Raw genomic sequence first — 25,714 nt, forward strand, 5'->3', positions numbered from 1 at the left:
CAATAGCTGTAGACCCGGTCCATGGCGGCCTCGTTGGCGGGGGCGGTCAGGTCTGCGGTGCCATAGGCAAGGTCAGACATGTCGAAATTTTAGGTGGAACCGCCACCGCCGATCATCATCGTGGCCACGTCGACCACGGCGGCCGGGTTGCTGGCCGAGACGAAATCGCCGCCATTCAAGGACAGGCTGACGGATTTGGTGGCCGGGTTCCAGACCATGAGGGCCAGGAACCACTCGCCCAGCGGGCAGGGCATTGCCACCAGCGCCTCGCTGCCGCTGGCCCCGGCGCGGGCGATCAGATGGTTCGGCTGCCCGCCCTGCGAGCCCAGCTGCAGGATGAAGCGGTTGCCCGTGGTGCCGGAGGAGGCGAAATACATACTGCCCGAGGCCTGCCCGTCCGTGCGCAGGGCGGCGGCGATGGCGATGTTGCCGCTGACCACGGGGGTCACATCCGCGACGAGGCTGTCGGTCCCCGCGTTCAGGAAGCGCAGGCAGCCCCGCCCCAGCGGCCCGCCCGCCGCCAGATAGGACGGGCGCGCGGTCGAGACGGCCTGGGTCAGCGCCAGCGCCGATCCCGTCTTGCGGCTGGCCCAGGCCGAGGCGAGGCCGCTGTAATCGCCGCCCGCAGCCACCGTCAGCCGGTCTGGATGGGCGGTGAAGAACCCCGTCCAGACCGGATCGTCGCCGATCAGGGTCTGATACGGGGCCGATGACAGCGCGTTGCCGCTGCGGAGATAATGCGAGAGGGTCAGGCCCTCGACGTCGATGGTCATGCGATCACCTTTCGGAAGCTGTGCAAGTAGTTGATGTGCTGCCGCCCCGGCATGATCTGGGACGGTAGGGTGCAGTTGTCGGCGATGTTGCCCCAGGCACTGCTGTAGTCGGTGGCCTCCAGCTCGCCGGTATAGGCATATTCCAGTACCGCCCCGGCTGCCGGGGCTTGCGACAGGGTTGCCACGCGCACCGGGCCGTCCTGCATCACCTCGTGCAGGTCGGGGCGGTAGATCGCCTCATACATGCGCCGCCGCGCCTCGCGCCAGATCTCGTCCGGGCGGGTCTTGCCGGGCAGTTCCAGCGCCTCGGTGATGGTGATCTCGCCGGTATGGCCCGGCCAGCGGATCAGCCGCTCGGCGTCCTTCCACTCGTTGGTCGCATCCTTGAACTTCACGCGGAACGCATGCGGCGGGTCGATGCAATTGCGGCGCGACTGGAAATCCCGGCTGTTGCGCGGTGTCAGGTGATCGACCACCAGATCCTGCGGGCGGTCGATGGTGACGCCCCAGCGCAGCCCGTCATGGCGGGGCGAGGCCCGCCCGGCGGCGGCGATCTCGGCCAGCGCGTGCGTAGGGTGCTGTCGCTGCTGTCCAGCACCCGGTCATAGGCCAGATCCTGCACCCGGCAAAAATCATGCCAGTCAGCCAGTTGGTCGAGGTCAATGCCGCTGTCCTCAACCGGGCGGACATTCGCAGCAGACTGCAGCACGAAGCGGTAGAGCGAGGCCGGGTTCGACGTGGCACGGGTAATCCAGGTCTCGGTCAGATGATCCCAGTCCGGGCAGACCCGGCTGGCAATGGCGTTGAAACTGTCGAGCTGCCCGTTGATCTGGTGCGTGGCCTTGATCCTGAGCGCGACCAGCGCCAGCGGTCGGGCGATGTTCAGCGGGTATTCGGGGCGCAGGGTCTGGATCGCGGCCCAGTTGCAGCGCTGCTGGATCTGGGAATTCTCGGTCTCATCCGTCAGCATCGTCAGGCGCACCTGACAGCGCCCCCGGGTCGGAAACTCCCATGTGTGCTGCCGGTACAACCCCTCGGCCTTCTTTGCGGTGATCTCGAGTGTCTCGACCGCCGTCCAGAGCACGGCGTCGATGCGGCGGTGCTCGATGAGCACGGAAACCGTACGCGCTCGCTTCTTGCCCTTGCCGGTGAATTTGATCAGCCCGCCCGGGAAGGCCAGCAGCACCGATGCGCCCGCCGCATCCGCGCCGGTCGACCGCACCACGGGCGTCTCGATGGACGGATCGCCCTCGATGACCTCGCCCAGGTCATCACGCGGCAGCGGGCGGGTCAGCTCGACGCCGATGTTCTCTTCGGCCACCTGACGCGGATAAAGGCTGACGGGCAGATCGCCCGCCACCCCGCTCCTCACCTCGATCTCCACCTCGTCATAGTCGCCGATGGACGTTTCGCCGATGCGGAAATCCGACAGGTCGACCCCGCCGTCATCGCGTTCTGAATGTTGCGCCAGGAAGCCATTCCAAGATCAAGGGAAAGCAGCAAATCGGGGTTGCAAGCCACAACGTCGCAGGATAGATGAGCCGCCACGACGATCCCTGACGCGGAGAGGTGGCAGAGTGGTCGAATGCGGCGGTCTCGAAAACCGTTGTCGGTGTGAGCCGACCCAGGGTTCGAATCCCTGTCTCTCCGCCATACACTATTGAAATAATTGATGAAATTTTGATTTTAGTGGCGCTACCCGCCTACCAACCCGCCAACTTGTTTGCGCTTGAATGCGCTTTTATACGACTGGATGCTTCATTCGCTTGACTGGAGTAAGATAGTCAAAAGCCAATCGACTGTGCTGTGGTGTCGGGCGTTTAGCAAAGGCAGGCACGACCGACGTGAAGGGCGGCAAGCCGCCTGACGGCGACGAAGCTTGGCGCCCGCAGCGAACTTGGGATAGCGGTCATTCATGCACCACGCAGCGCAAGTCGCTCCCTTCTGCCCATCACGGGCGGGAAATCACCCACTCTTTTAAGCAAAGCCAGATAGACGGTCTGCTCCCGTGGAATTACACCATCACGGCGTGATCGGGACACCGCTGGCGCTCAGGGTGTCGACCTGGGCGAAGTCTGCTAACGGTCAGGGTCATTTTATGCCCCTTCAGGGTGACGTCAACGGCTCCATCGAGGTCATCCAGTGGCAGGATCTCGTCAACGATGCCTGGGCACGGAACGAGGCGACCTTTTACGCGGCGAGGCTTCGCAAAGGTTAGAACCGACGGCTCAATTGTTGGCTGGTATCGCCCCAAGCAGCGCAAGATCTCACCCCCGATGACGCAAGGCGTCGACGATCACCCGGAATGCGGGCAGGTTCTGGCGTCGGCTTGGGTAGTAGATGAAGTAGCCCGCAAAGGGCTGTGACCAGTTGTCCAGCACCACCACAAGCGCGCCTGACGCGACCTGCGCCGCTACGATATCTTCGGGCACATAGGCGATGCCATAACCGCGCATCGCGGCATCGATCATCTCGTAGGATCCGTTGAAGGTCAGCTGACCCTCGACACGCACCCGCAGCACTTCGTCACCCTTCTCGAACTCCCAGGCATAGAGGCCGCCCGCCGCGATCTGCCGGATGTTGATGCAGGTGTGCGTGGTCAGGTCTTTCGGGTGCAGCGGCGTGCCGCGCGCTGCCAGATACGCAGGCGACGCCACCGCCACCAGTCGCCAGTCCGGGCCTATGCGCACGGCGATCATGTCATGCTCGACGCTTTCGCCCAGCCGGATGCCTGCGTCAAATCCGCTGTCGACGATATTGCGAAAGGCACTGTCCACGCTGAATTCGACCCGGATCTCGGGATAGCCGCTCAGGACCTCGCGCAGCTTCGGCCAGACGATGGTCCGCAGCGCATGGTCCGAGAGCGTGATACGCACCCGCCCTGCAGGCCGGTCGCGATAGGACATGATCGCTGCCATTTCGGATTCGATCTCGGCGATGCGCGGCGACAGCGACGCGTGCAGCCGCTCGCCTGCCTCGGTCGGCGCGACGTTGCGGGTGGTGCGGTTCAGGAGCAGCACGCCCATCCGCGTCTCCAGCCGTTTGATCGTATGGCTGAGGGTGGATTGCGAGATGCCAAGGCGGGCGGCCGCGCGGGTAAAGCTGCGTTCCTCGGCCACGGCGAGGAACCACAACAGGTCGTTGAACTGTTCGCGTGCCATCTGGCCCCTCCGTCTGGGTCAGACTTATGGTGATGGTCGATGAATGCAAGCGGATTGCGATGGGTAATCTTGGCCATCCATCCCTGTTATCTACAGCGCATCACAGAGAGGGCGACTGCGCCCCCGCACGGAAAACAGGACCGACGATGGATCTGACATTACCCTCAATAGCGATACCGTCGCGTTCCGCGCAGGCTGCTGCGACGCCATCTGTTCCGAATGCTGATCGGCATTCCACTAGTGATGGCAGGGATCGGGGGGCTTCTACTGATGCTTTCGCACGTGCCGGTCAAGGTGGCGGTGTTGCTGGTCCTGTGGGGGGTCTTCGCCACGGCGGCGCCGGTCGGCTGGGGCACCTGGCTGGCCCACACCATGGGTAGTGATGCCGAGGCCGGGGGCGGTCTGCAGGTCGCGGTGATCCAGCTGGCTATCATGACCGGAGCCGCGGTGGGCGGGTTGGTCTTCGATGCCTTCGGCTGGCAGGTGAGTTTCGGCATAGCGTCGCTGCTTTTGCTCGGGGCATCCTTGACCGCACATTTGACTTGGAAAGACCACGGGGAAGCAAATTGATCCAATTGACCCGCCGCCTGCTGATTGCCAGCGCCGCCGCAAACCTGCTGCCCGGGCCGGCCCAGACACAGACAGGAGCCGCCATGCGCCTTCGCTGCCGCTTTGCCGATCAGGATTTCAGCTATGCCTTGCAGGACAATGCGACCGCGCGCGATCTGATCTCGCTGCTGCCGCTGGACCTGACCATCGAGGATTTCTCGACAAACGAGAAACTCGCCCATCTGCCACGCCGACTGGATGAGACCGGGCGGCAACCGATCACCGACGAGGCACCGGGGGATCTGTGCTACTTTCGGGGCTGGGGAAATCTGGCCTTCTTTCACACCGGCTATACCTATCGCGACGATCTGATCCTTCTGGGCAAGATCGCGGGCGGGGTAGCGCCGCTTCTGGTCAAAGGCACGCATCCTTTGCGCCTCGACCTCATGTCCTAAGGAGAAACCCATGGAAATCTTCCGCGCCGGCCATGTCCCTTCGCGCAAAGGCCCTGCTGACTGGTTCACCGGGCAAGTCCGGATTGATATGCTGTTCGACCCCGCCGCCCCTGATCGGGTGCAGGGCGCCAGCGTGACCTTCGAGCCGGGCGCCCGCACCGCATGGCATACGCACCCGCTGGGGCAAACGCTGATCGTCACGGTTGGTCTGGGCAGGGCGCAGCGTGATGGCGGCCCGGTCTAGGAGATCCGCACCGACGATGTCGTTTGCTTCGCCCCAGGCGAACGCCACTGGCACGACGCCAGCCCCGGCACCGCCATGACCCATATCGCCATCCAAGAGGTGCTGGATGGCAAGATGGTCGACTGGCTGGACCATGTGACCGACGCCGACTACGGCGCCTGAACCTTAACTAACTGATTTTGTTACCGACAAGGTCGCCTCCATGGCGGCCACCACCCCCGGCTTGCACGGGCCCCATCCAGATGGAGATGACCATGACTGACCAAAACCCCGAAAGCCCGCCGCGCCCCGACACCCTGACAAATGCCGGACGGCGCGGCTTCCTGTCGCTGACCGGTGCCGGGATTGCCGCCCTTGGCGCGGCATCGCTTCTCCCCTCCTCCAATGCAAAGGCGCAAACCATGTCAGAGACCTGGGACAAAACCTTCCCGAAAAGCGATGCCGTCACGCATCGCAAGATCACTTTTGCCAATCGATATGGCATCACGCTCAGCGGTGATCTTTATGAGCCGGCGAACCGGGGCGATGCGGTTCTGCCCGCCATCGCCATTTCCGGCCCCTTCGGCGCGGTGAAAGAGCAATCCTCCGGGCTGTATGCCCAGACCCTGGCCGAACTCGGTTTCGTCACCCTGGCCTTTGATCCGTCCTGGACCGGGGAAAGCGGCGGCACACCGCGCAACATGGCCTCGCCCGAGATCAACACCGAAGATTTCAGCGCCGCCGTCGATGCGCTTGGCCTGCAATCCGGCGTGGACCGTGAGCGGATTGGCATCATCGGCATCTGCGGCTGGGGTGGCATGGCGCTGAATGCTGCGGCGATCGACAAGCGCATCAAGGCGGTTGCGGCCAGCACGATGTATGACATGACCCGCGTGATGTCCAAAGGCTACAATGACAGCGTGGCCCTGGAACAGCGCACCGCAAATCTGGAGCAACTGGCCAATCAGCGTTGGCTGGATGCCGAAGCGGGCAGCCCGGCTTATGGCCCGGTTTCGCTGGATTTGAAGGGCGGCGAGCCGCAATTCGTGGTGGAATATGCCGATTACTACAAGACGGATCGCGGCTTCCACCCGCGTGCCGTAAACTCGAACGGTTCGTTCACACTGACCACGCCGCTGTCCTTCATGAACATGCCGCTGCTCAGCTATATCGCGGAAATCTCGCCCCGTCCGATGCTGTTGGTGCATGGTGCAGAGGCGCATTCGCGCTACTTCAGTGAAACGGCTTTTGCGGCGGCGGCCGAGCCGAAGGAGCTGCTGCTGATCGAAGGCGCCAACCACACTGATCTTTATGACAAGGTCGATCTGATCCCCTTCGACCGGCTGCAGGCCTTCTTCGAACAGCATCTAGCCTGACTTTGAAAGGCGGTTCCAGTTTCCCGGACTCGCATGCCGACAATCCGTCCCCGCAGCCCATCGGCCTGCGGGGACGGCGCGATTTCAGAGGGAGACCGATATGGTCGTGAAAGCCTATGGCACCCCGGCAGGCGATGCACCGCTGGCCCCGTTGAACATCACTCGCCGCATGCCGGGGCCGCAGGATGTGCAAATCGAGTTCCTGTTCTGCGGCATCTGCCATTCCGACCTGCATCAGGCGCGGGGCGAATGGGCGGGCACGCCCTATCCCTGCGTACCCGGGCATGAGATTGTGGGCCGCGTCGCTGCGGTCGGCGGCCGTGTCACCAGCCACAAGCGCGGCGATCTGGTCGGCGTCGGCTGCATCGTCGACAGCTGCCAGAGTTGCGCCGACTGCAAGGACGGGCTAGAGAATTACTGCGACGGCATGATCGGCACCTATAATGTGCCGACGCAGGACGTGCCCGGCCACACCCTTGCCATTTCGGAAATCATCCCGGTGTGGCAGGGTCGAAATAGTCAAGTCCCGCGCAACGACCGGTGCCGCGCCTGCCCGATCCTTTGGGCCGCCCCCACCCGGATGGCGGAACTGCTTAGGGTATGGCCGCATGCCAAAGGGCCAGCTGCGCCAAGCATGAGGTCGGCATGGCTGGACAGGCGATCAAGAACATTCGTTTTCGCGATCCGGCCTTTGCTTCCGGCGGGCTGAAGGAACACAAGACCCGGCACATCCGGTTGAACGGCATGCGCCCACCCGATGTGGCTGCGAAACGCGCGCAAATCCTGGCCGCCCTTCGCGCCGGACCGCTACTGGCAGAGCGCGTGACTGCCGTGGCGCAGCCCTTGGGGCAAATCAGGGTGCGTCACGCGGAAACGGCCGGTCCTTCATGCAAGGGCCAAGATGCCGTTTGCGGGAACAAGACCTGCGCTGGTCATCGCATCGGCCCTTGTCACGTCACCAGGGTCGCTGCCTGTGGTCAGGGTTGCGCGCTGTTGTTGTTGGCGGTTGCGGGTCTTGATGCTTCGTCATCCATATTGGCCACGACACGCAACCGCGCACGGCGCAATGGCAACGCCTGGGCAAGACTGGCGGTCATCGGATCGGCGGACAACGCGCGGCCGAGGGCAGCCAGCCGCTCGGCACGAAGCAGCAGCGCCTTTCTGTGGGTGGCCGTTCTCAACGCATAGGCCTTGCGATTGGCGGCGTCGTCCAGAAGCGCGGGATAGCTGAGGTCTCCCGGCCCCGGTTCCGGGGAATCCCAATGGCGCGCATATTCGATCAGCAGGTCTTCGATCAGCGGAAGTTCGGTCAGGAAGCGTCGCCAGCGGTGTTCCTTCAGGTCGAATTCCTCCACGAAGGTGCGGCCCGCCTGCTCTCCGAACTCGGTCAACCGGCAAATCGTCTCTGGCGGCATTTGCAGGTTCAACCCGCCCTCGTCAGCTTTCAGCGCCACGGTCGCGATACGTTCGCGGTAGCCCGTCAGAACGGCCTGAAGCGAATCCTGCCAGTCCTTGGCGCTGTCAAACATCGCCATCACGAAACCGGCCAGCCCGCCAAAAGGCCGGGTCGGCAGCAGTCGGCCCGCGCTGTCTGGCGTGGTGGGCAGGGTGATGCGTTGATCCTCCTCACCGGGTTTGGCGCGGGCGATGTCATATTCCGACAGGGCAATTCCGAAGGTCGGGGTCTGCGGCAGGAAACGGTCAAAGAAATGGACCGGAAAGTTCGAAGAGATCCCGCCATCGGAAAACAGGCAGCGCCGGATCTTGCGGGCACCATCCAGCCGCACCAGCGTATAGTCGATGCGATGCAGCGGCACCGCCGAGATAAGGCCGGGGAAGGACAGGCTCATGCGCGCCAGAACCACCACCGGCAGATCATCCGACTGGAAGTAGTGCAGCTTGCCCGACGCATCGCCCCATTCGTCGGCCACCTTGCTGGAACAGGCGATCATGTGATCGACGACATGGCCGGGAAACAGGCGGCGGAACTCGTCTTCGTGAAAGGCGTGCAGGTTGTTGCCCATCGGCAGGGCATAGGGCCGGTGCGTGGTGATGTCGGTGGTGACTGTCTGGACGTTGATCCCTTCGGCCCGCAGCTGGCCGATTGTCAGCGGTCCCTTTCCTCGCCCAAGTCCCGCAACGTCGTCGATCGTGGCTGACAGCCAGTCGGTCAGCGCGGGGCCGGAATACCCCGGCTGGGTCAACCCGGTGCAAAGCCCGTAATCCTGTTCGGGCAGATCCCGCGTGGCTTGTTTTCTTGCCGCCAGCAGCGGGCCGATCAGCAGGCCTGCCAGCACCAAAAGCCCGCCCAGCACCAGAAAGCCCCAGTCTGCCGGTTTGTGCGGCGCGGCCGCCAGCACCATGATGACGGCCCCGGGCAGCGCCGCGCCGGCGGCCGCAACCGGATAGCCCGTCAGCAGCGCGCGCAGGATCGCAGTGGGCTTGCCAGATAACCCCGCCAGCGCCAGTCTGAAAAGCGGGGCCAGTTGCGGCGTCGGCTGGAATTTTTCTAGCAAAGTCTTCGACAGATCCTGAGGCAGGGCCGCAACCCTGGTGAACCCGCCACTGGCGCGGCCATACTCTGCCGCAGCCGTCACGGCCGCAGCAATCGCGCCAGCCGAGGTGCCGCCGATATTCTCGAACCTGTATTTCCGGGACAGGCCGACCACGGCGCGCGGATAAACCACGCCCGAGGTGATGCCGCCCTTCATAACGAGGTCGCAGCGGTGGGTCGGGGGGCTGTCTTTCATGAGTGCCTCCATCTTGCGGGGGGATGCGGTCAGGTGCGGTCTTCAATCAGATGGTCGACCCAGCGGTCGGTCCATTGCAGGACCATGGCCGAATAGGGCTGGTCGGGTTCGCCCATCTGGCGGATCTCGGCAATCAGGCGGTCGATGAAACCTTCGATCACCGGCAGGGCCTCTTTCGCGGCGGCAGAGCGGCTTTGCGCCAGTTTGGTTGCCAATGCATCCGCATCGGCGATCATCAGGCGCAACGCCTCCAGTTGCCGCAGCACGCGGGTGCGGGCCTGGACAAGACCCAGACGGTTCAGGCCATAGACCTGGATCGACACCGCCCCGCGGACCGAAACATGCGCAGGAACGGCCCCCGGGTCGATGTCGGCGCCGACGGCGATCAACGGCAGGGCGTCGGGGGCGCCCGGTTGCAGACGGCGCGGCAGGACGAGCCCGAAGGGCACCGGGCTGTCGACCAGATACTCCAGATGCGCATCCGGGTCGTCGCGACACGGATCAAGAAGATAGGGCCGTTCGGTCAGAATCTCCTGGTCGGGATCTTCGCCAAGGCCAAGCGCGCGGGTGCCGGGCATGACCGGAAAGGCGCTTTCCTTGCCCGTCTGCCATATGGGTTTTCCCGAGTTGCGAAGGTCTGCAAGGCTGGCGGTGCCGGGGGTCGGCAGCACCTGATACCGGCGGCGGTTGCAATCGATGCAGGACGGCAGAAGGTTCATCCAGTCAGCGGCAAGCCACCAGTAACCCCAGTGATCCGGGTCATCCTCGACACCGCCCTTTGGCCGGTAATGCTCGATGTCCACCGGCGCCTGCGAGGCGTAATGGGTTTCGCAATAGGCGCATTTCCCCTGAAACAGCGCCTCCAGCGCCAACCGGCCCGCCTCATCCTTGTAGGTCATGAACTTGTAGGCCTTGGGGCGCGCGCCGCCCTGCGCCACGGTGTCCATGGCTTTGCGAACATAGGCCCACGCCTTGGCCCGCTCTTTGGCGGCAGAGCTGTCGGGGCCGTTGAAGGCACCGGGAACGGGATGGGATCCGCGGTCAACCCGGCGCATGCGGCACCCCCCTGTCCCGGCCTTCGGTCAGGATTCGCACGATCCTGTCGCGGGTGGCGTCGCGCAGCCGCGCGCGGTCGGGACCGGCGCTGCGGCCGCGTTGCAGCAGGTAATCCGCCACCGCCCCCTGCACCAGCATCGCCACTTCGCTGCGCCCTACCGGCAGGGACTGGGTCACGTCATCGGCGATGGTGGCGATGAGTGCGGCCCGCCGGGCCTGACCGTCTTCGCTGTCGGGCGCAACGCTGCCCAGCCCGTCTGCAAGTTCGGCCAGCATGTTGCCGCGCGCGGGGTCGTCGGGATCGGCGACGCTGAAGAAATCCGAGGTCAGAAGCTGCTCGATGTTCAGGTTGGTGACATCGGGCAGCCGGGTCAGCTGTTCGACCTTGACCGGCAACCCCTCGGCTCCCCGGGCGCGGGGCACGCGCTGCAACACCATCACCTCGCCGTTCTTCATGCCGCGCAGGCACAGCGGTTCATGCGACGTGGCGATGAAGGTGACATGCGGCAGCGCGGTGCGCAGACCCCGCATGATCTGCACCTTCCAGCGCGGATGCAGATGCGCCTCCACCTCGTCGATCAGCACGATCGCCCGTGCCTGTCTCAGCGTCGGAAACGACCAGCCGCGCGCCGGGTCCATCAGCCAGCGCATCACGTCGCAGGTCAGCGCAAGAATGCTGCGAAAGCCCGACGAGACCGAGGACAGCGGCGTCATCGCCTCGGCCCCGCCCGGCCCGTCGGGCAGGGTCACAACCATGCAGCGATTGCCGATCACCTCGATCCGCTCGAACCCGCCACCGGGACCAAAGATCGACCGCAGCGCGGCAATGACATCATTGAAGGGATCAGGTTCCAGCGACAACAGCCATCTTTCGGGGTTGGACAGCAGATTGTCGCTGTGAAACAGGCTGACGATGCCGCGGTCAGGCGTCCAGTCGCGGTAGTCCTTGAGGAAGTGACGATAGGCCCCGTAGGCAAAGACCGGCAGGTCTTTCAGGGCGTTGGGTGGCCCAGACAGGCCCCGCAAGTGAAGCCGCAGCGTGCGTGTGCGGGTCTTGCCATCGCGGTGGCGCAGGGTCAGCTTCACGGTGCCTTCGCTGTGGCGGGCCTCTTTGCCACCCATGAACACAGGGTCAAGCAGCAGGCTGCCAGGTTGCGGGATCAGCGCGTCCCGGGCCGTGCCTGACGCAAACGTCAGCGCGATGGCTTCCAGGATCGATGACTTCCCGGCGGCATTTTCGCCCAGGATCAGCAGCGCGGTCGCAGGATCGTCGGGTGTCAGCGGGGCCGGCAGGGTGATGGTGAGATCCTCGATGCCCTTGAAACCACGGATGGCCACTTTCACGAGTGTCGGGGGATCGGAATACACCGGGGTGGCGGGCGTGACGGCAGCCGAGATGCGGGTTTGTCGCCGAGAGCGATGATGGGCCGACGCCTGATCAAAGGCGAGACCACGGGCAAGGCTTTCAAGAAACCCGGAAAACTCCAGGCCTGCGGGAAATATGCCCGCGAGATCAGCCTCGGGGTCGCGGGAAAGGATATCTGCCGCGTCCGCGCCACGCGTGGCTTCGCGTGCCAGAGCCTCGCGGCGCAGCGCCACCAGCCCGTCACGGTTCAGCTGGAAATGACGGATGGTCTCTGCCCCGCGGGGGCTTTTCGGCTCCCACAGACCGTCTGACAGGGCCTGCATGTGCCCCGACAGGTGGGTGTCGGTGCATGGGTCCAGCAGCAGCGGCTGTTCGGTCAAGCCTGCGGCCCAGGGCGCAGTGTTCACCGGATAAGGCCAGAGACCCTTCTTGGTCGCCTCGAACCCTGCGTATACTTCGGGCGGCGGAATGGGCACCCGGGGGCCTGCGACCGGAAAATGGTTGGCGGGCGAGGGGCGGCAATCCGCGCAGATCGGATACAGGTTCTGCCACACATCGGCGAGCCAGCCATAAGCCAGCGCGCCTTCGCCGCCAAGGATCGGCAGAGCCTCGGATGTCGGTCGAAACCGATAGGGCATGCTGGTGGTCTTGCGCTCGCAGAAGGCGCATTTGTCATCGAACTGAATCCGCAAGGCGAGATCGAGTGTCGTTGCGGCGCTGGGAAGGTGGCGATCGGGCGGCCGGGTCTGCGCGCGGCGGCGCGGATCAAGCAACAGGAACTCCAGATAATCCTGCCGCATTCTTTGAAATTCAGGAATGGACAGTGCTTCTGGCGCGGGACTTGAACGCTCGACAAAACGCATGACACGAGGCCTGAAAAGCGGTTTCGGTGGAAACAAGTTGTCACGTAGAATACAGCAATTGCATCAACTGTAGCACGTTTTTTTCTGTATGGCGTCATCCTATGCGATAAAATCGGGGGGCCAAAGTGGGGCTGGCAAGGCCAGACGCTTCCCAAGCGCGACACAAAGATGAAGGTCGCCCCGGCTCAATTGATGGGCGCTTGGGGAATGGGGCTGCACAGGCGAACAGGTTTTTCCAGTGCAAGGGCTTTTTTCGACCGCAGGGATTATCGACGCGGGTTTCCCCCGGCCGGTGTCCGCTCTGTTAATTGATGTGGAACGCATTTTCGGGCACCCGAGGATGACCTTGGCTGCATGCCCGACGCGGTGGATGCAGATGGAAGGGCTGTCTGGGAAGGGCGCAGGGCAGCGCCGGGCCGATTGGTTGTCCAAAGGGGAAATGGCGTTCGCAACAATGTGGCCGCCAGATTGCCTCACTCAAGCAGCACGGGACGGCAAAGCTACGTCAGAAGCTGCGCCAGCAATAACGCCACATGACGCAGACCCAGATCCCTGGCCCTGCGGCGGTGCCAGCCCAGGTGCAGCGGGAAACCGGCGACGGGAATTGGCACAGGCAGACTGATCAGGTCTGGCCGGATGGCGACAAGGCGCGACGGCAGCAGCGCGATCATGTCGGTTTCGTGCAGCAGGGCGGGCACCATGGCAAAACTAGGCACCACCAGCCCGATCCGTCGGGTGCGGCCAATCCGGGCCAGTTCGGTGTCAAACGGGCTGCGCGCCTCGCCCTTCCCCGACACCAGGACATGCGGGAACGCAAGCCAGCGGTCGAGATCGAAGCCCGCGATGGCCGGGTGGCCCTGCCGCAAGGCAACGACAAAATGCTCGGTCAACAGGTTCTGTTGGTGAATATCGTCCTGCGCGCCGGAAAACACCGAAATGGCGATGTCGGTGGTTCCCGCGATCAACGCGGATGCCGCAGCTTCGGCCCCATGCCAGGGCTGAAGGATCAGGTCGATTCCGGGGGCCGTGCTTTGCAGGGCCTGCAACAGCGGCCCTGTGACCAGCATCGCCGGAAGGTCGGCCATCGAAAGGCGCAGCGTCTGACGCAAATCTTCAAGAATTGGCTCTGCCGGGTCTACCAGATCGCCAATCCCCGCCAGCAGCGATTTCAGCGGCGCGCGCAAGGCTTCTGCCTTGGCTGTCAGGCGCATCGTGCCGCGCCCGCGTTCCAAGAGGTCATCGCGGAACAGGTGGCGGCAGCGCTGCAAGGCAGCGGAAGCGGCAGGTTGTGACAGGTTCAGCCGGTCGGCTGCCCGGCTGACATGCGCCTCGTCCAACAGCGCGTCGAGGATCACCAGAAGATTGAGGTCAAGGCTGCGTAAATTCATGGGATTGATAATAGATCAGATCATCAATCGATTGGAGTGATTTGTTTCGATCGCACATCCTGCCTTTATCGCAACACAGGATATGTCCATGACCCACACTCTGATCCTTGTCTTCCATCCCGATCTTGCCCGGTCGCGGGCCAATGCGGCCCTGGCAAAAGCCGCCCAAACGCTGCCCGGCGTCGAGGTGGTCGACATGCAGGCGGCCTTTCCCGACGGGATCGACATGGCCCGCGATGGCGCGGCCGAGGCGGCGCGGCTGCTGGCCGCCGACCGGATCGTGTTGCAATTCCCGGTGCAGTGGTATTCCGCGCCGCCGTTGTTGGGCGCGTGGCAGAACGCCGTCCTGACGCGGATGTTCTACATCAACTTCGACGATGAGGGGCGGCGGCTTGCCGGCATCCCGCTGAAGATAGCAGCCACGGCGGGCAATGTGCCCGAGGCTTACGGGCCGACGGGCAGCAACGGCTTTGCGATGATCGACTTGTTCACACCGCTGCGGGCCATGGCGCACCGCTGCGCTTTCGGTTGGGCCGAGCCGTTTGTGCTTTACCGCGCCATGGCGCTGTCGGACGCCGAATTGCAGGCCGCCGGGGATGATTATGCGGCAACGCTTGCCTGCTGGATCGCCACGCCAGACCGCAGGGCGGCCTGAGCCATGGAAAGATCGCATGACACTTTCACCGACCTGCCGCGCGGAACGCCGGTCTGGTTCACCTTGTCTGCCCGCGTGCTGCCGTTTGGCCTGCTCAGCCAGTTCCTCAGCGCCGGCAGCGCGCTGTTCCGGGATGACACGCTGTGGAACCTGCACGGGGGCATCGGCGGCGCGCTGTCTGTTCCCGTCCTTGCGCTGCTGGCAGGTGCCGTCTTCATCCGCCGACTGCGCGGCTTTGGCTGGTGGGCCGGGCTGACCTGCCTGCTGTATCTGACACAGGTCGCCTTGGCTGCGGGGGCGGGCCCGCTGCCCTTGTCGCTGCATCCGCTGAACGGCGCGCTGTTGCTGACCGCCAGCCTGATCCTGCTGGCCAAGGTCGAACGCCGCCGCGCCCGCCCCCTGCCCGCGCGAAGCCTGTGACCGCCGAAATGCTGCGCTGACGGCCTGCCGTCACCATCAGGTTGGAACCAATGGCGCTACGCTGCTTGGGCGTGGCGCCTGCGTGACGAACCTGTCGCAGTTGCTTGCGTCCATCCCTGCAAAGCGCCCGCGCTCAACTCAAGGGACGAAGCTTCAGCCGGGCTTTTCATCCTCGTTCAGCAAGACAGGTGGAACATCCTCATAACTGCCCGTGCGTGACCACACGATGTTTTCGCGCTTCTTGCGCGCGGGAATGCCGGCATACACACAATGAGCGTCAAGCGTGCCGCTGGCGATTGACGCCCCACCCAGCACCGTGCCTTCGTGGATGCGCACGCCCTTGTTGCAGCGCGAACCGTTCCCGAGCCAGACATAGCGGTCGATCACGACCGAAGCGGGAGTGTTCAGGCGCTCACGGGACTTGCGGTCAAAAATTCCATGGCCATCGTCGGTGCGCAGCATCACACTGTTCGAGAACATGCAGCCGTTGCCTATCAAGATCGCCTGATCACCTGGGCCGCAAATGGCAGAGCCGCTCTCCCATGTGACGCGGCCCCCCAATGCAATCGTGTTGCCCAGCCCGTGGGTTGTGAAAAGCACTGATTTCACTCGTGCATTCGGGCCGATGAAGACAACGTTGTTTTCACCGCGAATTTCAAACTTTGTTCGATAAAGATTTACGCCCTCGGCAATGAAGATGGCTGAGCCCTTGCCTGAAAGGGTCACTTCTAGATTGCGGGCAACGAACCGACCGGATGCGAATATGCCTGCGCCGCCCGTCACCTCGAACTTGGCAGAATTGAGAAAGTCACTCTCACCGACGGGCATGTAGTTCCGGCCGACGTCCAGATCGACACCGAACTTCTCAATCAGCTCTGACAGGCGGTCAGCTTGCATATGGCACCTCCTGCCAACTCTTCCATGGTGACTCGTCGTCGGGGGGCAACGTCGCCTGATAGGGCTTGGTGATCAATCACTTTCTTGCGGATCAGCATCTGCCCGCTTGGCAGGGGTTCAGGGCACCTGCAGATCTCTGTCCACGAAACCTGCGGAAGCGCAAATAATGTGACCGCCCCCGATGGCAGCCAGCATTTTCCTTTGCATCTGCGTCAAGATCGTGTGAACTGCCGAGAGGCAGCCGCATTTTCAGGAGACCCGATTGATCGGACGAAGCTTGATGTTAGCGCTTGCAATTTCCTGTGCGCCGACTCTTGCAGCAGCGGATGCGAATGCCGTTGCTGCGGCGTTGCAAAGTTGGCGAGACGCGTGCAGCGACCCTAACCCGGATCTGGCGGTCGGCTACCTCGGCGATGCGATGGCCACCGGGAACATCGACGTCCGCAAAGCGTGCCTTCGGCAAATACTGAGTAGTGACAATCTCGATGTGCAAAGCGCCGCGCTGAGGGTGCTGGTTGCTAGCCTGCCGGTAATACGCTTCCGAACAGGCAAGCCGAACAATGGCAGTGCCGGCGGGCGGGCGAGAGAGATCTCAGCTTCGCTGCGGCATGGGTTGGTCTTCTATGCCTCGAACGGCGACGCCGCCACAGCGACCGCACAGTGGAGCCCGCTTGTCCGAAACACCGTTCCTCTGGAGACGGCGACAGGAAGGGTGAGCGTCTTCGGCTCTTCAATCCACTGGGCCGGGACATGCTACTATGACGAAGGCGAGGTGTTCGATTGCCAGCTGTCGGCAGACCTGGTCGAGGGAGACCAATTGACCGGGATATTCTTGATAAGGGATATGGAGTTTCCGGTAACAGCCAGCCTGTTTGACTGAATCCGCCGCTATTGCAGATATATCTCAGATAGGCCCACCACGCCTTGCGCCGGAACCGCACGGAACCTCAATTTCAAAGGGCCCTTTGCGCCAACCCGGCAAATTGATGCCGATGCGCCGACCATGCAGCGGTTGTTCAGCGTTGTCCAGCCGTCGCCCCGGTTCATCTCGATGGTCAGGGCCGTGGCCGGGCCGCAGGCTGGATCGGCGCGCAAGCGGATAGCTGACACCTGCACATTGTCCTTGATCTGCAGCACCACCTCAACCACACGCTTCCCAGGCGGTGGGGTCACCTGCCAGCAGCCTCCTGGTGCGATTTCGGACAGAAGGGCAGAGGCTTCCAAGGGCACCGCCAGTAAATGAAGAATTTCGAAGCGTATCTGACCGGGTTGATCCAGAGGTTCAGGTGAACGGCTGTTCTGTGCCGCCTCGATCAGTTCGAAGGCTGCACGAACAAGGTCGAAGCGCAGGACGCTGGCATCGCCTTCATCTTTCCGCACCTCAAGAATCATGGCGGCGGGAAGCGGGTTACCCTCCCAGTCCAAGAACACGATTGACCCACTAAGGCCGCCGCGAAAAAAGGTGCGATCCGCTGGATTCAACGGGCGCACCAGAAATCGGCTGCCCTGCGCTTCATCAGTCGTGCTACGAAATCTATCGACGGCGAAAGTGACCGTGGCGCCTTCTTGCACATGGATCACGTTCAGTGCACGCGAGCGAGCCAGTGCGTCAACATAGGATTGCCCTGGCAGACCCAGCCGCGAGTTGCAGTCGCCCTCCGCCCTGCCCGCCACCACGCGGGCGAATGCCAGGTCGTCCACCATCCCGGCTGCCTGCAATGCACCTGGCACCGCCGAGACCCGGATGGGTTGCGCGGTTTCGCCACTGCGACCAGACTGGTCGCGAAAAGCGAAGGCGGGGGCCGTTGTCGTATCCATCGTGCCAACGACATGCCAGGGCAAGGCAATCCAGCAACTGCTGTCGTTGCGCGAACCGAAGAGCCAGCCGTTTCCGACCTCTTCGAAGGCGGCGTTGACGAAGACCACCTCGGCACGAGCGGCACCGCCGCAGACAGCCATCAGCAGTGCCAGAACCTGCATGGCTCGGATCATCGGCGGCCCCGTTTGTCGCGCACCACCCCGTCAAGCGCGCACAAGAGTTGAAGGATGAAGCCGAATATCGCGATGGCGACAAGGATCGGCACCAGACCAGGGTTGGAGAAGCTCCGTGCAAAGGCCCCAACTGCCAGCCTTTCGACCTGATCGCGCTGACCTATGCGATAGATCAGCACTTCTGATGCCTCCAGCGTTACCTCGACATCCAGCGCGAAGTCGTCCGCGGCCGCCGTAACCGTGCCGACCATTGTGGAAGGTTCTTCCGTGCTGGACAGCCGGCTGCCACGGGGGATCTGGAACTCGGCGTCGGGGATGGGATAAAGTTGGCCCGTCCCGGACAAGGTCGAGGTCCGACCGAACAGCCGGACCGTCGCCCCCATCAGCAAGGGGCCCGGCGCACGGCGCACGCTGAACCCGCCATGGCCATCATCGACCTGGATCAGGTCTTGTGCCTGCACCGGCGCGGTCTGTATTCTCAGTTCCGCGCCTATTTCGCCACGGCCAACGATCGGAAAGGGCAGGTGCCGGTCCAGCACCTCATTCGGCACAAGAAGGTTCAGGGTGTCGCCCTGCACCTTGCAGACTGCGTGACCCTCGACGGTCAGTTCGGCTGCGGAAGTTCCCGGCGGAATGTCCAGTGTGATCAACAGATGGCTACGATGGTGAGTGTAGGAGACCCGGTTGCCTTGTCCGGGCGCCACCAAGCCCGTGAATCGACCCGTGCCGTCCAGAATCCCTTCACAGACCTGCGAACGATCGCGCAACTGCGCTCCCTGAAGGGTGAAATTCGAGGCGGGGCCGCGCTGCACTTCGTAGGTAACGAAAGTCGATTGCGCACTGATCAGCGCTACGGGCGTGATGTCCAGAACGAAGACACGCACGAACAGGAAGATTACCCCGGTCAGGCCCGCCGAGGCCAACAGGAACCAGGCCGGCCTCGACCAGGAAGAGACGGACTCGAAAAGGGTGCGGAGCCGTTTCGGCAGCGTCATTGGTGCGCCGGTAGAAATATCTTGTAGTCTTCCCTTACGACTGTCAGCCCATCATCCATCGCGACCTGAAGCACTCTCTGGGTCGGCCGGTCCGACAACACGACGGCGAGCGTGCAGATACTGTCGAAGACAATCCGTTCGATGTTCTGAGGCGTGACACACACCACCTGTTCGCCGCCATCCAGTCCGGCGGAAATCCGGCGGCTGCCAGAATTCAGCAATACCTCAATGCGGTCTGGTGCGCCCTCGGGAACCAAGACCGGCAGCACCAAGGGTGACTGATCCAAACAGGATGCGTCTACCGAACTGAAAGCTACGATCGCGATCTCACCTTCTCCGTAGGATCGAAGTATCTGGTCAAGGCTACTAGTGAATGGTTCGATCAGGAGCCGCTTTCCCGAGGCCGTGGCTTCCACACCATAGTAGGTCCGCATCCAGTAAAGACCGTCGCGACTAATGCTGCGGACACAGACGCCCGCCAGTGATACAGGCCTCACCACCTGCACGTTGCTCGGGTCGAAAGCAAGGCCACGTGCCGTTCCCAGCCGAACGCTGACGAGCCGACTTCCAGCCACACGCGCTGTCGTGTCGAAGTGCTCGTTCACGGAGCCGCTCAGCGATGTTACAGCCACATCCTGTGCAACCACATCGCCGGGCATTGCGAACATCACGGACACGAAAAAGGCACGAAGCATATGACGAAGCCTCCTATGTGGATGCATCATTCATTCGGCATATTGATTCTGTCCATAGCCACAAAAACTCTGTGCGCCACAAACAAGCCTCGCCTTGGTCCCTCCAATCCTGAGCTCAGACTAACATCAATCGAGCTCGACGCCGCCGCGCATGCGAAAGTTTGACCTGCTCCCCAACTCCTGGGTTCCAGACTTCGGTAGCGGGGTCGCCCCAGTCAAGCGGTTTTGCGCATGTGGGGTTGGCCGCCGTAATGCGGTTTTGAACATCAGTTCTTTCTTGGTCGCCTTGCTGTCACTGCCGCCTTCATCTGAGATCACCCCGGGTGCATGGTTCGGTCCGCGGCCGTGCTTGGTCGAAGCTGCGATCTGGGGCTTTCCTGTGTTGATGCCGACTGCATCGCCTGACTCATCATGGCCTGCAGTCTTGCCACGGCGGCCGCATGCTTCTGGTCAGCAACGCGACGATCTCCGCCAAGGGCCTCGGTGAGTTGTGTCTTGCCGTCGAAGCGTGAACGCAGCGCCGCAGGTATGGAAATCCTGGCCCGAACCGACCATCCTTGGCTTTCCAGTGACGCCGTCTCGCGGCCATGGCATACCCTGTTCTGGCACCAACTCTGGCACTTAGAATGGCACCAAGGTCATGAAAGCAAGGGGTTTCTTTGATATCAATGGGATAAGGTGGTGCTGTGAGAGAGGATTGAACTCTCGACCTCACCCTTACCAAGGGTGTGCTCTACCACTGAGCTACCACAGCGCCGGCGCCGGTGAAGGTGTCCCTTCGGGCGTGGCGGCTGATTAGACGCAATCGCGGGGCCGTGCAAGCGCAATCTGGACCCTTTTTCGCGGCTGGGCTACAGAGGGCGCATGAGACGGAAACCGGGTGAACCTTTGGGGGGCGATGCGCCGGGCGCAAAACCGCCGGCGGGGCGGGATGCGGAGCTTTTGCGCCGCGAGGCCCGCTTGAAAGCCGCGTTGAAGGCCAATATGGCCCGGCGCAAGGCGCAAGCGCGGGCGCGGGCGAGTGCCGAGCGAACGGGCGGCGCTGATGCGACCGGCGCGGGCCCGGACGCCCATGATGCGGCTGACCGGGGCACCGGGGAAACTGCGCCCGGCGGGTCAGCTGACAGCGGGCCCGGCGAGGGCGCGGCCGACTGAGCGATGCGGGCCGCAGGGTGGCCCTGACTGAGCCGCGGCTTGCGCCAAGGTGTGATGGAACGGCGGAACGGCCCTCAACGGGCGGCAAAAGGCAAAGAGGCAAGGGCAGATGGACCAGATACTTGTGCGCGGCAATGGCGAGTTGCGGGGCCAGATCCCGATTGCGGGGGCCAAGAACGCCTGCCTCACCCTGATGCCCGCGACCCTGCTGACCGACGAGCCGCTGACGCTGACCAATGCGCCGCGCCTGTCGGACATCCGCACCATGACGCAGCTGCTGCAAAGTCTGGGGGCCGAGGTAGCCAGCCTGCAACAGGGGCAGGTGCTGGCCATGTCCAGCCACCGCATCACCAACCACACGGCGGATTATGACATCGTGCGCAAGATGCGCGCCTCGATCCTGGTGCTTGGCCCGATGCTGGCGCGTGACGGGCATGCGGTGGTGTCGCTGCCCGGCGGCTGCGCCATTGGCGCGCGCCCGGTTGACCTGCATCTGAAGGCGCTTGAGGCGATGGGGGCGGAACTGGACCTGCGCGATGGCTATGTGCATGCCAAGGCTGTCGGCGGGCGGCTGCGCGGAGCGGTGGTCGATTTCCCCATCGTGTCTGTCGGGGCCACGGAAAATGCGCTGATGGCGGCGACGCTGGCCAAGGGCACCACGGTGCTGAACAACGCCGCGCGCGAGCCCGAGATCGTCGATCTGGCGCGCTGCCTGCGCCGCATGGGTGCCCAGATCGACGGCGAGGGCACCAGCACCATCACCATTCAGGGTGTGGACCGGCTGGGCGGGGCCACGCATCCGGTGGTGACGGACCGGATCGAGCTGGGCACCTATATGCTGGCCCCGGCGATCTGCGGCGGCGAGGTGGAATTGCTGGGCGGGCGGATCGAACTGGTGGGCGCGTTCTGCGAGCGGCTGGATGCGGCGGGTGTGTCGGTGACGGAAACCGCCAATGGGCTGAAAGTGTCCCGCAAGAATGGCCGGGTGCGGGCGGTGGATGTGGTGACAGAGCCGTTCCCCGGCTTTCCCACCGACCTTCAGGCGCAGATGATGGCGCTTTTGTGCACGGCCGAAGGCACCTCTGTGCTGGAAGAGCGGATTTTCGAGAACCGTTTCATGCACGCCCCGGAACTGGTCCGCATGGGCGCCAGGATCGAGGTGCATGGCGGGCATGCGACGGTCACGGGCGTCGACCATCTGCGCGGCGCGCCGGTGATGGCCACAGACCTGCGCGCCAGCGTGTCGCTGATCCTGGCAGGGCTGGCGGCCGAGGGTGAGACACTGGTCAGCCGCGTCTACCATCTGGACCGCGGCTATGAACGGGTCGAGGAAAAGCTGCGCGCCTGCGGGGCCCATATAGAACGGATCCCGGGCTGATGGCCGACGCAACGTATCAGGACGGCGGCGAGGCGCCGCTGTATCTGGCCGCCCAACAGGCCGACGACCTGCCCGTCATCTCGGCCCTGGTGCAGGATGCGGTGTTTCCGATTGGCGAGATGGCGTTCCGCAGGGGCAAGCGGCAGTTCGCATTGCTGATCAACCGATTCCGCTGGGAAGATCGCGCCGCCGCCGAACGCGGCGGGCGGGCCTATGAGCGGGTGCAGGCGGTGCTTGCCGTGGCCGAGGTGCTGGCGGTGCGCACGCAGGGCATTGATCGCGCGGACCGTGACACGGTGCTGTCGTTGCTGGCGCTGGACTGGCACCCGGGCGCCGATGGCGCCGGGCGGCTGATGCTGGTGCTGGCCGGTGACGGGGCCATTGCGCTGGACGTCGAGGCGCTGGACGTGACGCTGAAGGACGTGACGCGGCCCTATGCCGCGCCCTCGGGCAAGGTGCCGGGGCACGACTGATCGGGCGGCAGAGGTTGATTGCCGACCGCCGGGGGCTTTGCCCCCGGGCCCCCAGGATATTTTCAGACAGAAAATGCAGAAGGCGGCGCGGGCCGGCGTTCCGCCGCGGCCGCGTGACGCCTTGAGCCGCGCCGCGCCGCAGGCTAAGGCAGCCATGACCGAAGGAGAGCACCGATGCCCCAGTTTCTGACCACCGCAGATGCCGGTTTCGAGGCCGCCTTTGCCGCCCTGCTGGGCATGAAGCGCGAGGATGCGCCCGATGTCGATGCCGCCGTGGCCGCGATCATCGCCGATGTGCGCGACCGGGGCGATGCGGCGGTGATCGCGCTGACCGAACAGTTTGACCGGCTGGCGCTGACGCCCGCTACGCTGGCCTTTTCCGACACCCAGATCGATGCCGAAATCGCCAAGGTTTCGGCCGAGGATCGCGCGGCGCTGGAACTGGCCGCCGACCGTATCCATGCCTATCACGCCCGCCAGATGCCCGAAGACCAACAATGGACCGATGAGGCAGGCGCGACACTTGGCTGGCGCTGGGGACCGGTGACGGCCGCGGGGCTGTATGTTCCCGGGGGCTTGGCCAGCTATCCGTCATCGGTGCTGATGAACGCCATTCCGGCCAAGGTGGCGGGGGTGCAGCGGCTGGTGGTGGCCTGCCCCACACCGGGCGGCGTGGTGAACCCGTTGGTGCTGCTGGCCTCGCGGATTGCCGGAGTGGACACTGTCTACCGCATCGGCGGCGCGCAGGCGATTGCGGCGCTGGCCTATGGCACGGCGACGATCCCCCCGGTGGACAAGATCACCGGGCCAGGCAATGCCTTTGTGGCCGCCGCCAAGCGCCGGGTTTTTGGCCGCGTGGGAATCGACATGATCGCCGGCCCGTCCGAGATCCTGGTGATTGCCGACCGTGACAATGACCCCGACTGGATCGCGCTGGATCTGCTGAGCCAGGCCGAACATGATGAATCGGCCCAGTCGATCCTGATGACCGATGATGCCGCCTTTGGGCTGGCCGTGGTCGCGGCGGTGGAAAAATGGCTGCAAACGCTGGAACGGCGGGCGATAGCCGGGGCCAGTTGGCGCGATTATGGCGCTGTGATTGTGGTGGACGACCTGGAACAGGCTGCCACCCTGTCAAACCGCATCGCCCCGGAACATCTGGAACTCTGCGTGTCCGACCCCGAGGCGTTGGCCAAACGCATCACCCACGCCGGGGCGATTTTCCTGGGAGCATGGACCCCGGAAGCGATTGGCGATTACGTCGGCGGGCCGAACCATGTGTTGCCCACCGCACGCTCGGCGCGGTTTTCCAGCGGGCTGTCGGTGATGGATTTTCTGAAACGCACGACGATCGCCAAAATGACCCCCGCCGCCCTGCGCGCCATTGGCCCGGGCGCGGAACGGCTGGCGGTTTCGGAAAGCCTTCAGGCGCATGGGTTGTCGGTCCGGGCGCGGCTTGATCGGTTGAACGAAAGCCAGCCTCCGGCTTCAATCACATGCACCGGATAGCGGCGGCTGCGATCTTGACCGTTGAAATGGGGTTGCAGCGCGCCTGCGACAACGTGCCAAGACGCCCCGCCGTTGTCCCGGTATCCGAAGGCGTTCTGCCCGCACGCGGTGCCGGCGCAATATCACCTGGCCGTCGTCGCGCAGCAATCCGCGCGTCAGGCCCAGCCGGGTCGGCAACTGGCGCCTGAACATGTCGGCATCATCCCTCCATACGCCGGGCGGGGGGCCGCAAAGCTGTCCCCATCCCTGTCTTCGAAAGCGGTTTCTGCAGGGATGGGCTGCCAGAAAAACAGGTCGTCAATGCCTGCACCTGCCACAGGATGCGGAGAACGCCGGTCGGCCGGGATGGTGAGCATGATCAGGCAAGGTGGTGCGGGCGACGGGACTTGAACCCGTACTCCAAAGGAAAGGGTGTTTAAGACCCCAGCGTCTACCGATTTCGCCACGCCCGCAAAGCCGTGACGTTGCTTTTAGACTGAGCCCGGGCACCACGACAATATGATCCGGGCAAAGTTTCCGGCCAATCGCAGGTCTGCCAGGAACAGCTGGGCGCAAGTGCTTGATCTGCCGTGATTTCAGCGGCAGTCCCGCGGTTTGGGTCGGCCTTGGCCGCGGACAGGGCGTTGCCGCAGCGCCGCCGAAAACCAAGCGCCGCATGGCCAGCCTGCCGCGCCGCCACGTTGGCCCTGCATGGAGCGGCCGCTGCGGTGCAGCAATTGACTTGCCTGCACTGCTTCGCCACAAATGACCGGCAACTTCTCGGAGGACGACATGGGAAAACTTTACGCGGATGCGTTTTCGGCGCTGGACGGTGTCTTGTTTGACGGGATGGTGATTGCGGCGGGTGGTTTCGGGCTGTGCGGGATCCCGGAGCTGCTGATCGCGGCGATCCGGGATGCGGGCACGAAAGACCTGACGGTGGCGTCGAACAATGCGGGGGTTGACGGGTTCGGGCTGGGGCAGTTGCTGGAGACGCGGCAGGTGCGCAAGATGATCTCCTCCTATGTTGGCGAGAATGCCGAATTCATGCGCCAGTATCTCGCGGGCGAGCTGGAGCTGGAGTTCACCCCGCAGGGCACCTTGGCCGAGCGGATGCGGGCGGGCGGCGCGGGCATCGCGGGGTTCTACACCCGCACCGGCGTGGGCACGGTGATTGCCGAGGGCAAGGATGTGAAGGTCTTCGACGGCAAGGAATATATCCTCGAGACAGGCCTTGTCACCGATCTGGCGATCGTGAAGGCCTGGAAGGCGGACCCGTCGGGCAATCTGGTGTTCCGCAAGACGGCGCGCAATTTCAACCCGCCTGCGGCGACCTGCGGCAGGATCTGCGTGGCAGAGGTGGAGGAGATCGTGCCGCTGGGGGCGCTGGACCCCGACAGCATCCACCTGCCCGGCATTTATGTGCACCGGCTGATCCAGGGCCGGCATGAAAAGCGCATCGAGCAGCGCACGGTGCGCCAGCGGGCCTGAGCGCGCCCCCAAACCCCGCCGCAAGCCGGGCGCACAGCCCCAGCAGATGCAGAACAAGACCGAGGAGAACACCCATGTGGGACCGGAATCAGATGGCGGCACGCGCCGCGCAGGA

The 25,714-nt window shown here is 63.9% G+C and carries 26 protein-coding genes and 3 tRNA genes; 15 read left to right on the top strand and 14 right to left on the bottom strand.

Going from position 1 to position 25,714, the window contains the following annotated elements:
* Positions 1-89: 89 nt before the first annotated feature.
* Genes GEU84_RS19510 through gpJ form a run of 3 tightly spaced genes read right to left on the bottom strand, consistent with a single transcriptional unit; the run spans position 90 to position 2,145 of the window.
* On the bottom strand, positions 90-773 hold the full coding sequence (locus GEU84_RS19510; RefSeq protein ID WP_152828635.1) for a hypothetical protein: 684 nt from the start codon (positions 771-773) through the stop codon (positions 90-92).
* Positions 770-1,249: a hypothetical protein gene (locus GEU84_RS19515; RefSeq protein ID WP_152828634.1), complete on the bottom strand. Its 480-nt coding sequence runs from the start codon at positions 1,247-1,249 to the stop codon at positions 770-772. The genes GEU84_RS19510 and GEU84_RS19515 overlap by 4 nt, the downstream gene beginning before the upstream one ends.
* Positions 1,234-2,145 carry a TipJ family phage tail tip protein gene (gene gpJ / locus GEU84_RS19520; protein WP_152828633.1) on the bottom strand — a complete coding sequence of 304 codons (912 nt, stop codon included), beginning with the start codon at positions 2,143-2,145 and terminating at the stop codon, positions 1,234-1,236. The genes GEU84_RS19515 and gpJ overlap by 16 nt, the downstream gene beginning before the upstream one ends.
* Positions 2,146-2,336: 191 nt before the next feature.
* Here gpJ and GEU84_RS19525 point away from each other — a divergent pair.
* Both GEU84_RS19525 and GEU84_RS19530 read left to right on the top strand, forming a co-directional pair.
* Positions 2,337-2,426 (top strand) — tRNA-Ser (locus tag GEU84_RS19525).
* A gap of 355 nt (positions 2,427-2,781) precedes the next feature.
* Positions 2,782-2,991: a hypothetical protein gene (locus GEU84_RS19530; protein ID WP_152828632.1), complete on the top strand. Its 210-nt coding sequence runs from the start codon at positions 2,782-2,784 to the stop codon at positions 2,989-2,991.
* 49 nt (positions 2,992-3,040) lie between these two features.
* Here GEU84_RS19530 and GEU84_RS19535 read toward each other — a convergent pair whose 3' ends face one another.
* Positions 3,041-3,934: a LysR family transcriptional regulator gene (locus GEU84_RS19535; RefSeq protein ID WP_152828631.1), complete on the bottom strand. Its 894-nt coding sequence runs from the start codon at positions 3,932-3,934 to the stop codon at positions 3,041-3,043.
* 219 nt (positions 3,935-4,153) lie between these two features.
* Here GEU84_RS19535 and GEU84_RS19540 point away from each other — a divergent pair, with 219 nt between their 5' ends.
* From GEU84_RS19540 to GEU84_RS21395, 5 genes are all read left to right on the top strand, one after another.
* The gene (locus tag GEU84_RS19540) at positions 4,154-4,504 is read left to right on the top strand and encodes an MFS transporter (protein ID WP_152828630.1); all 351 of its coding nucleotides are present in this window, start codon (positions 4,154-4,156) and stop codon (positions 4,502-4,504) included.
* 83 nt (positions 4,505-4,587) lie between these two features.
* Positions 4,588-4,938, top strand: a complete 351-nt coding sequence (locus GEU84_RS19545; protein ID WP_152828629.1) for a cyclophilin-like fold protein — start codon at positions 4,588-4,590, stop codon at positions 4,936-4,938.
* A gap of 10 nt (positions 4,939-4,948) precedes the next feature.
* Positions 4,949-5,182, top strand: coding sequence for a cupin domain-containing protein (locus GEU84_RS21505; RefSeq protein WP_338144844.1), 234 nt, complete (start codon positions 4,949-4,951; stop codon positions 5,180-5,182).
* 254 nt (positions 5,183-5,436) lie between these two features.
* Positions 5,437-6,537 carry an alpha/beta hydrolase gene (locus tag GEU84_RS19555; protein WP_152828628.1) on the top strand — a complete coding sequence of 367 codons (1,101 nt, stop codon included), beginning with the start codon at positions 5,437-5,439 and terminating at the stop codon, positions 6,535-6,537.
* 100 nt (positions 6,538-6,637) lie between these two features.
* Positions 6,638-7,246: an alcohol dehydrogenase catalytic domain-containing protein gene (locus GEU84_RS21395; protein ID WP_152828627.1), complete on the top strand. Its 609-nt coding sequence runs from the start codon at positions 6,638-6,640 to the stop codon at positions 7,244-7,246.
* Between the two features lie 268 nt (positions 7,247-7,514).
* Here GEU84_RS21395 and GEU84_RS19565 read toward each other — a convergent pair whose 3' ends face one another.
* From GEU84_RS19565 to GEU84_RS19580, 4 genes are all read right to left on the bottom strand, one after another.
* On the bottom strand, positions 7,515-9,287 hold the full coding sequence (locus GEU84_RS19565; protein ID WP_174540010.1) for a patatin-like phospholipase domain-containing protein: 1,773 nt from the start codon (positions 9,285-9,287) through the stop codon (positions 7,515-7,517).
* Between the two features lie 29 nt (positions 9,288-9,316).
* A complete protein-coding gene (locus tag GEU84_RS19570; protein WP_152828625.1) occupies positions 9,317-10,342 on the bottom strand; it encodes an HNH endonuclease family protein in 1,026 nt (341 codons plus the stop codon).
* Positions 10,329-12,509, bottom strand: coding sequence for an AAA family ATPase (locus GEU84_RS19575; RefSeq protein WP_174540011.1), 2,181 nt, complete (start codon positions 12,507-12,509; stop codon positions 10,329-10,331). The genes GEU84_RS19570 and GEU84_RS19575 overlap by 14 nt, the downstream gene beginning before the upstream one ends.
* A 563-nt stretch (positions 12,510-13,072) precedes the next feature.
* A complete protein-coding gene (locus GEU84_RS19580; protein ID WP_152828623.1) occupies positions 13,073-13,960 on the bottom strand; it encodes a LysR family transcriptional regulator in 888 nt (295 codons plus the stop codon).
* 88 nt (positions 13,961-14,048) lie between these two features.
* On the opposite strand from GEU84_RS19580, the gene GEU84_RS19585 reads away from it, so the two are divergent.
* Positions 14,049-14,615, top strand: coding sequence for an NAD(P)H-dependent oxidoreductase (locus GEU84_RS19585; protein ID WP_152828622.1), 567 nt, complete (start codon positions 14,049-14,051; stop codon positions 14,613-14,615).
* Between the two features lie 3 nt (positions 14,616-14,618).
* The gene (locus tag GEU84_RS19590; protein WP_152828621.1) at positions 14,619-15,035 is read left to right on the top strand and encodes a DUF6220 domain-containing protein; all 417 of its coding nucleotides are present in this window, start codon (positions 14,619-14,621) and stop codon (positions 15,033-15,035) included.
* Positions 15,036-15,188: 153 nt separating this feature from the next.
* Here GEU84_RS19590 and GEU84_RS19595 read toward each other — a convergent pair whose 3' ends face one another.
* Positions 15,189-15,932: an acyltransferase gene (locus tag GEU84_RS19595; RefSeq protein WP_152828620.1), complete on the bottom strand. Its 744-nt coding sequence runs from the start codon at positions 15,930-15,932 to the stop codon at positions 15,189-15,191.
* Positions 15,933-16,194: 262 nt separating this feature from the next.
* On the opposite strand from GEU84_RS19595, the gene GEU84_RS19600 reads away from it, so the two are divergent.
* The gene (locus tag GEU84_RS19600) at positions 16,195-16,812 is read left to right on the top strand and encodes a hypothetical protein (RefSeq protein ID WP_152828619.1); all 618 of its coding nucleotides are present in this window, start codon (positions 16,195-16,197) and stop codon (positions 16,810-16,812) included.
* An 8-nt stretch (positions 16,813-16,820) separates the two neighbouring features.
* On the opposite strand, the gene GEU84_RS19605 is transcribed toward GEU84_RS19600, so the two are convergent.
* The 4 genes from GEU84_RS19605 to GEU84_RS19620 form a co-directional block, all read right to left on the bottom strand.
* Entirely contained in the window at positions 16,821-17,924 is a 1,104-nt protein-coding gene (locus tag GEU84_RS19605) for a hypothetical protein (RefSeq protein ID WP_152828618.1), read from the bottom strand.
* A complete protein-coding gene (locus GEU84_RS19610; protein WP_152828617.1) occupies positions 17,921-18,919 on the bottom strand; it encodes a hypothetical protein in 999 nt (332 codons plus the stop codon). Before GEU84_RS19610 ends, GEU84_RS19605 begins: the two co-directional genes overlap by 4 nt.
* Positions 18,916-19,614, bottom strand: coding sequence for a hypothetical protein (locus tag GEU84_RS19615; RefSeq protein WP_152828616.1), 699 nt, complete (start codon positions 19,612-19,614; stop codon positions 18,916-18,918). Before GEU84_RS19615 ends, GEU84_RS19610 begins: the two co-directional genes overlap by 4 nt.
* A 679-nt stretch (positions 19,615-20,293) precedes the next feature.
* Positions 20,294-20,368, bottom strand: a tRNA-Thr gene (locus tag GEU84_RS19620).
* Positions 20,369-20,478: 110 nt separating this feature from the next.
* Here GEU84_RS19620 and GEU84_RS21235 point away from each other — a divergent pair.
* From GEU84_RS21235 to hisD, 4 genes are all read left to right on the top strand, one after another.
* A complete protein-coding gene (locus GEU84_RS21235; protein ID WP_152828615.1) occupies positions 20,479-20,769 on the top strand; it encodes a hypothetical protein in 291 nt (96 codons plus the stop codon).
* 109 nt (positions 20,770-20,878) lie between these two features.
* Complete coding sequence (murA, locus tag GEU84_RS19625; protein WP_152828614.1) at positions 20,879-22,147, top strand: UDP-N-acetylglucosamine 1-carboxyvinyltransferase; 1,269 nt, start codon at positions 20,879-20,881, stop codon at positions 22,145-22,147.
* Positions 22,147-22,620 (top strand): DUF2948 family protein, encoded by a 474-nt coding sequence (locus GEU84_RS19630; protein ID WP_152828613.1) that lies wholly within the window; start codon positions 22,147-22,149, stop codon positions 22,618-22,620. The genes murA and GEU84_RS19630 overlap by 1 nt, the downstream gene beginning before the upstream one ends.
* Positions 22,621-22,794: 174 nt before the next feature.
* Positions 22,795-24,129, top strand: a complete 1,335-nt coding sequence (gene hisD / locus GEU84_RS19635; RefSeq protein ID WP_152828612.1) for a histidinol dehydrogenase — start codon at positions 22,795-22,797, stop codon at positions 24,127-24,129.
* A 368-nt stretch (positions 24,130-24,497) separates the two neighbouring features.
* On the opposite strand, the gene GEU84_RS19640 is transcribed toward hisD, so the two are convergent.
* A tRNA-Leu gene (locus GEU84_RS19640) sits at positions 24,498-24,581 on the bottom strand.
* Between the two features lie 319 nt (positions 24,582-24,900).
* Here GEU84_RS19640 and GEU84_RS19645 point away from each other — a divergent pair.
* Complete coding sequence (locus GEU84_RS19645; protein ID WP_152828611.1) at positions 24,901-25,599, top strand: CoA transferase subunit A; 699 nt, start codon at positions 24,901-24,903, stop codon at positions 25,597-25,599.
* Positions 25,600-25,714 lie beyond the last annotated feature (115 nt).

The organism is Fertoeibacter niger (genome assembly GCF_009380135.2).
GTDB classification, from domain to species: domain Bacteria; phylum Pseudomonadota; class Alphaproteobacteria; order Rhodobacterales; family Rhodobacteraceae; genus Fertoeibacter; species Fertoeibacter niger.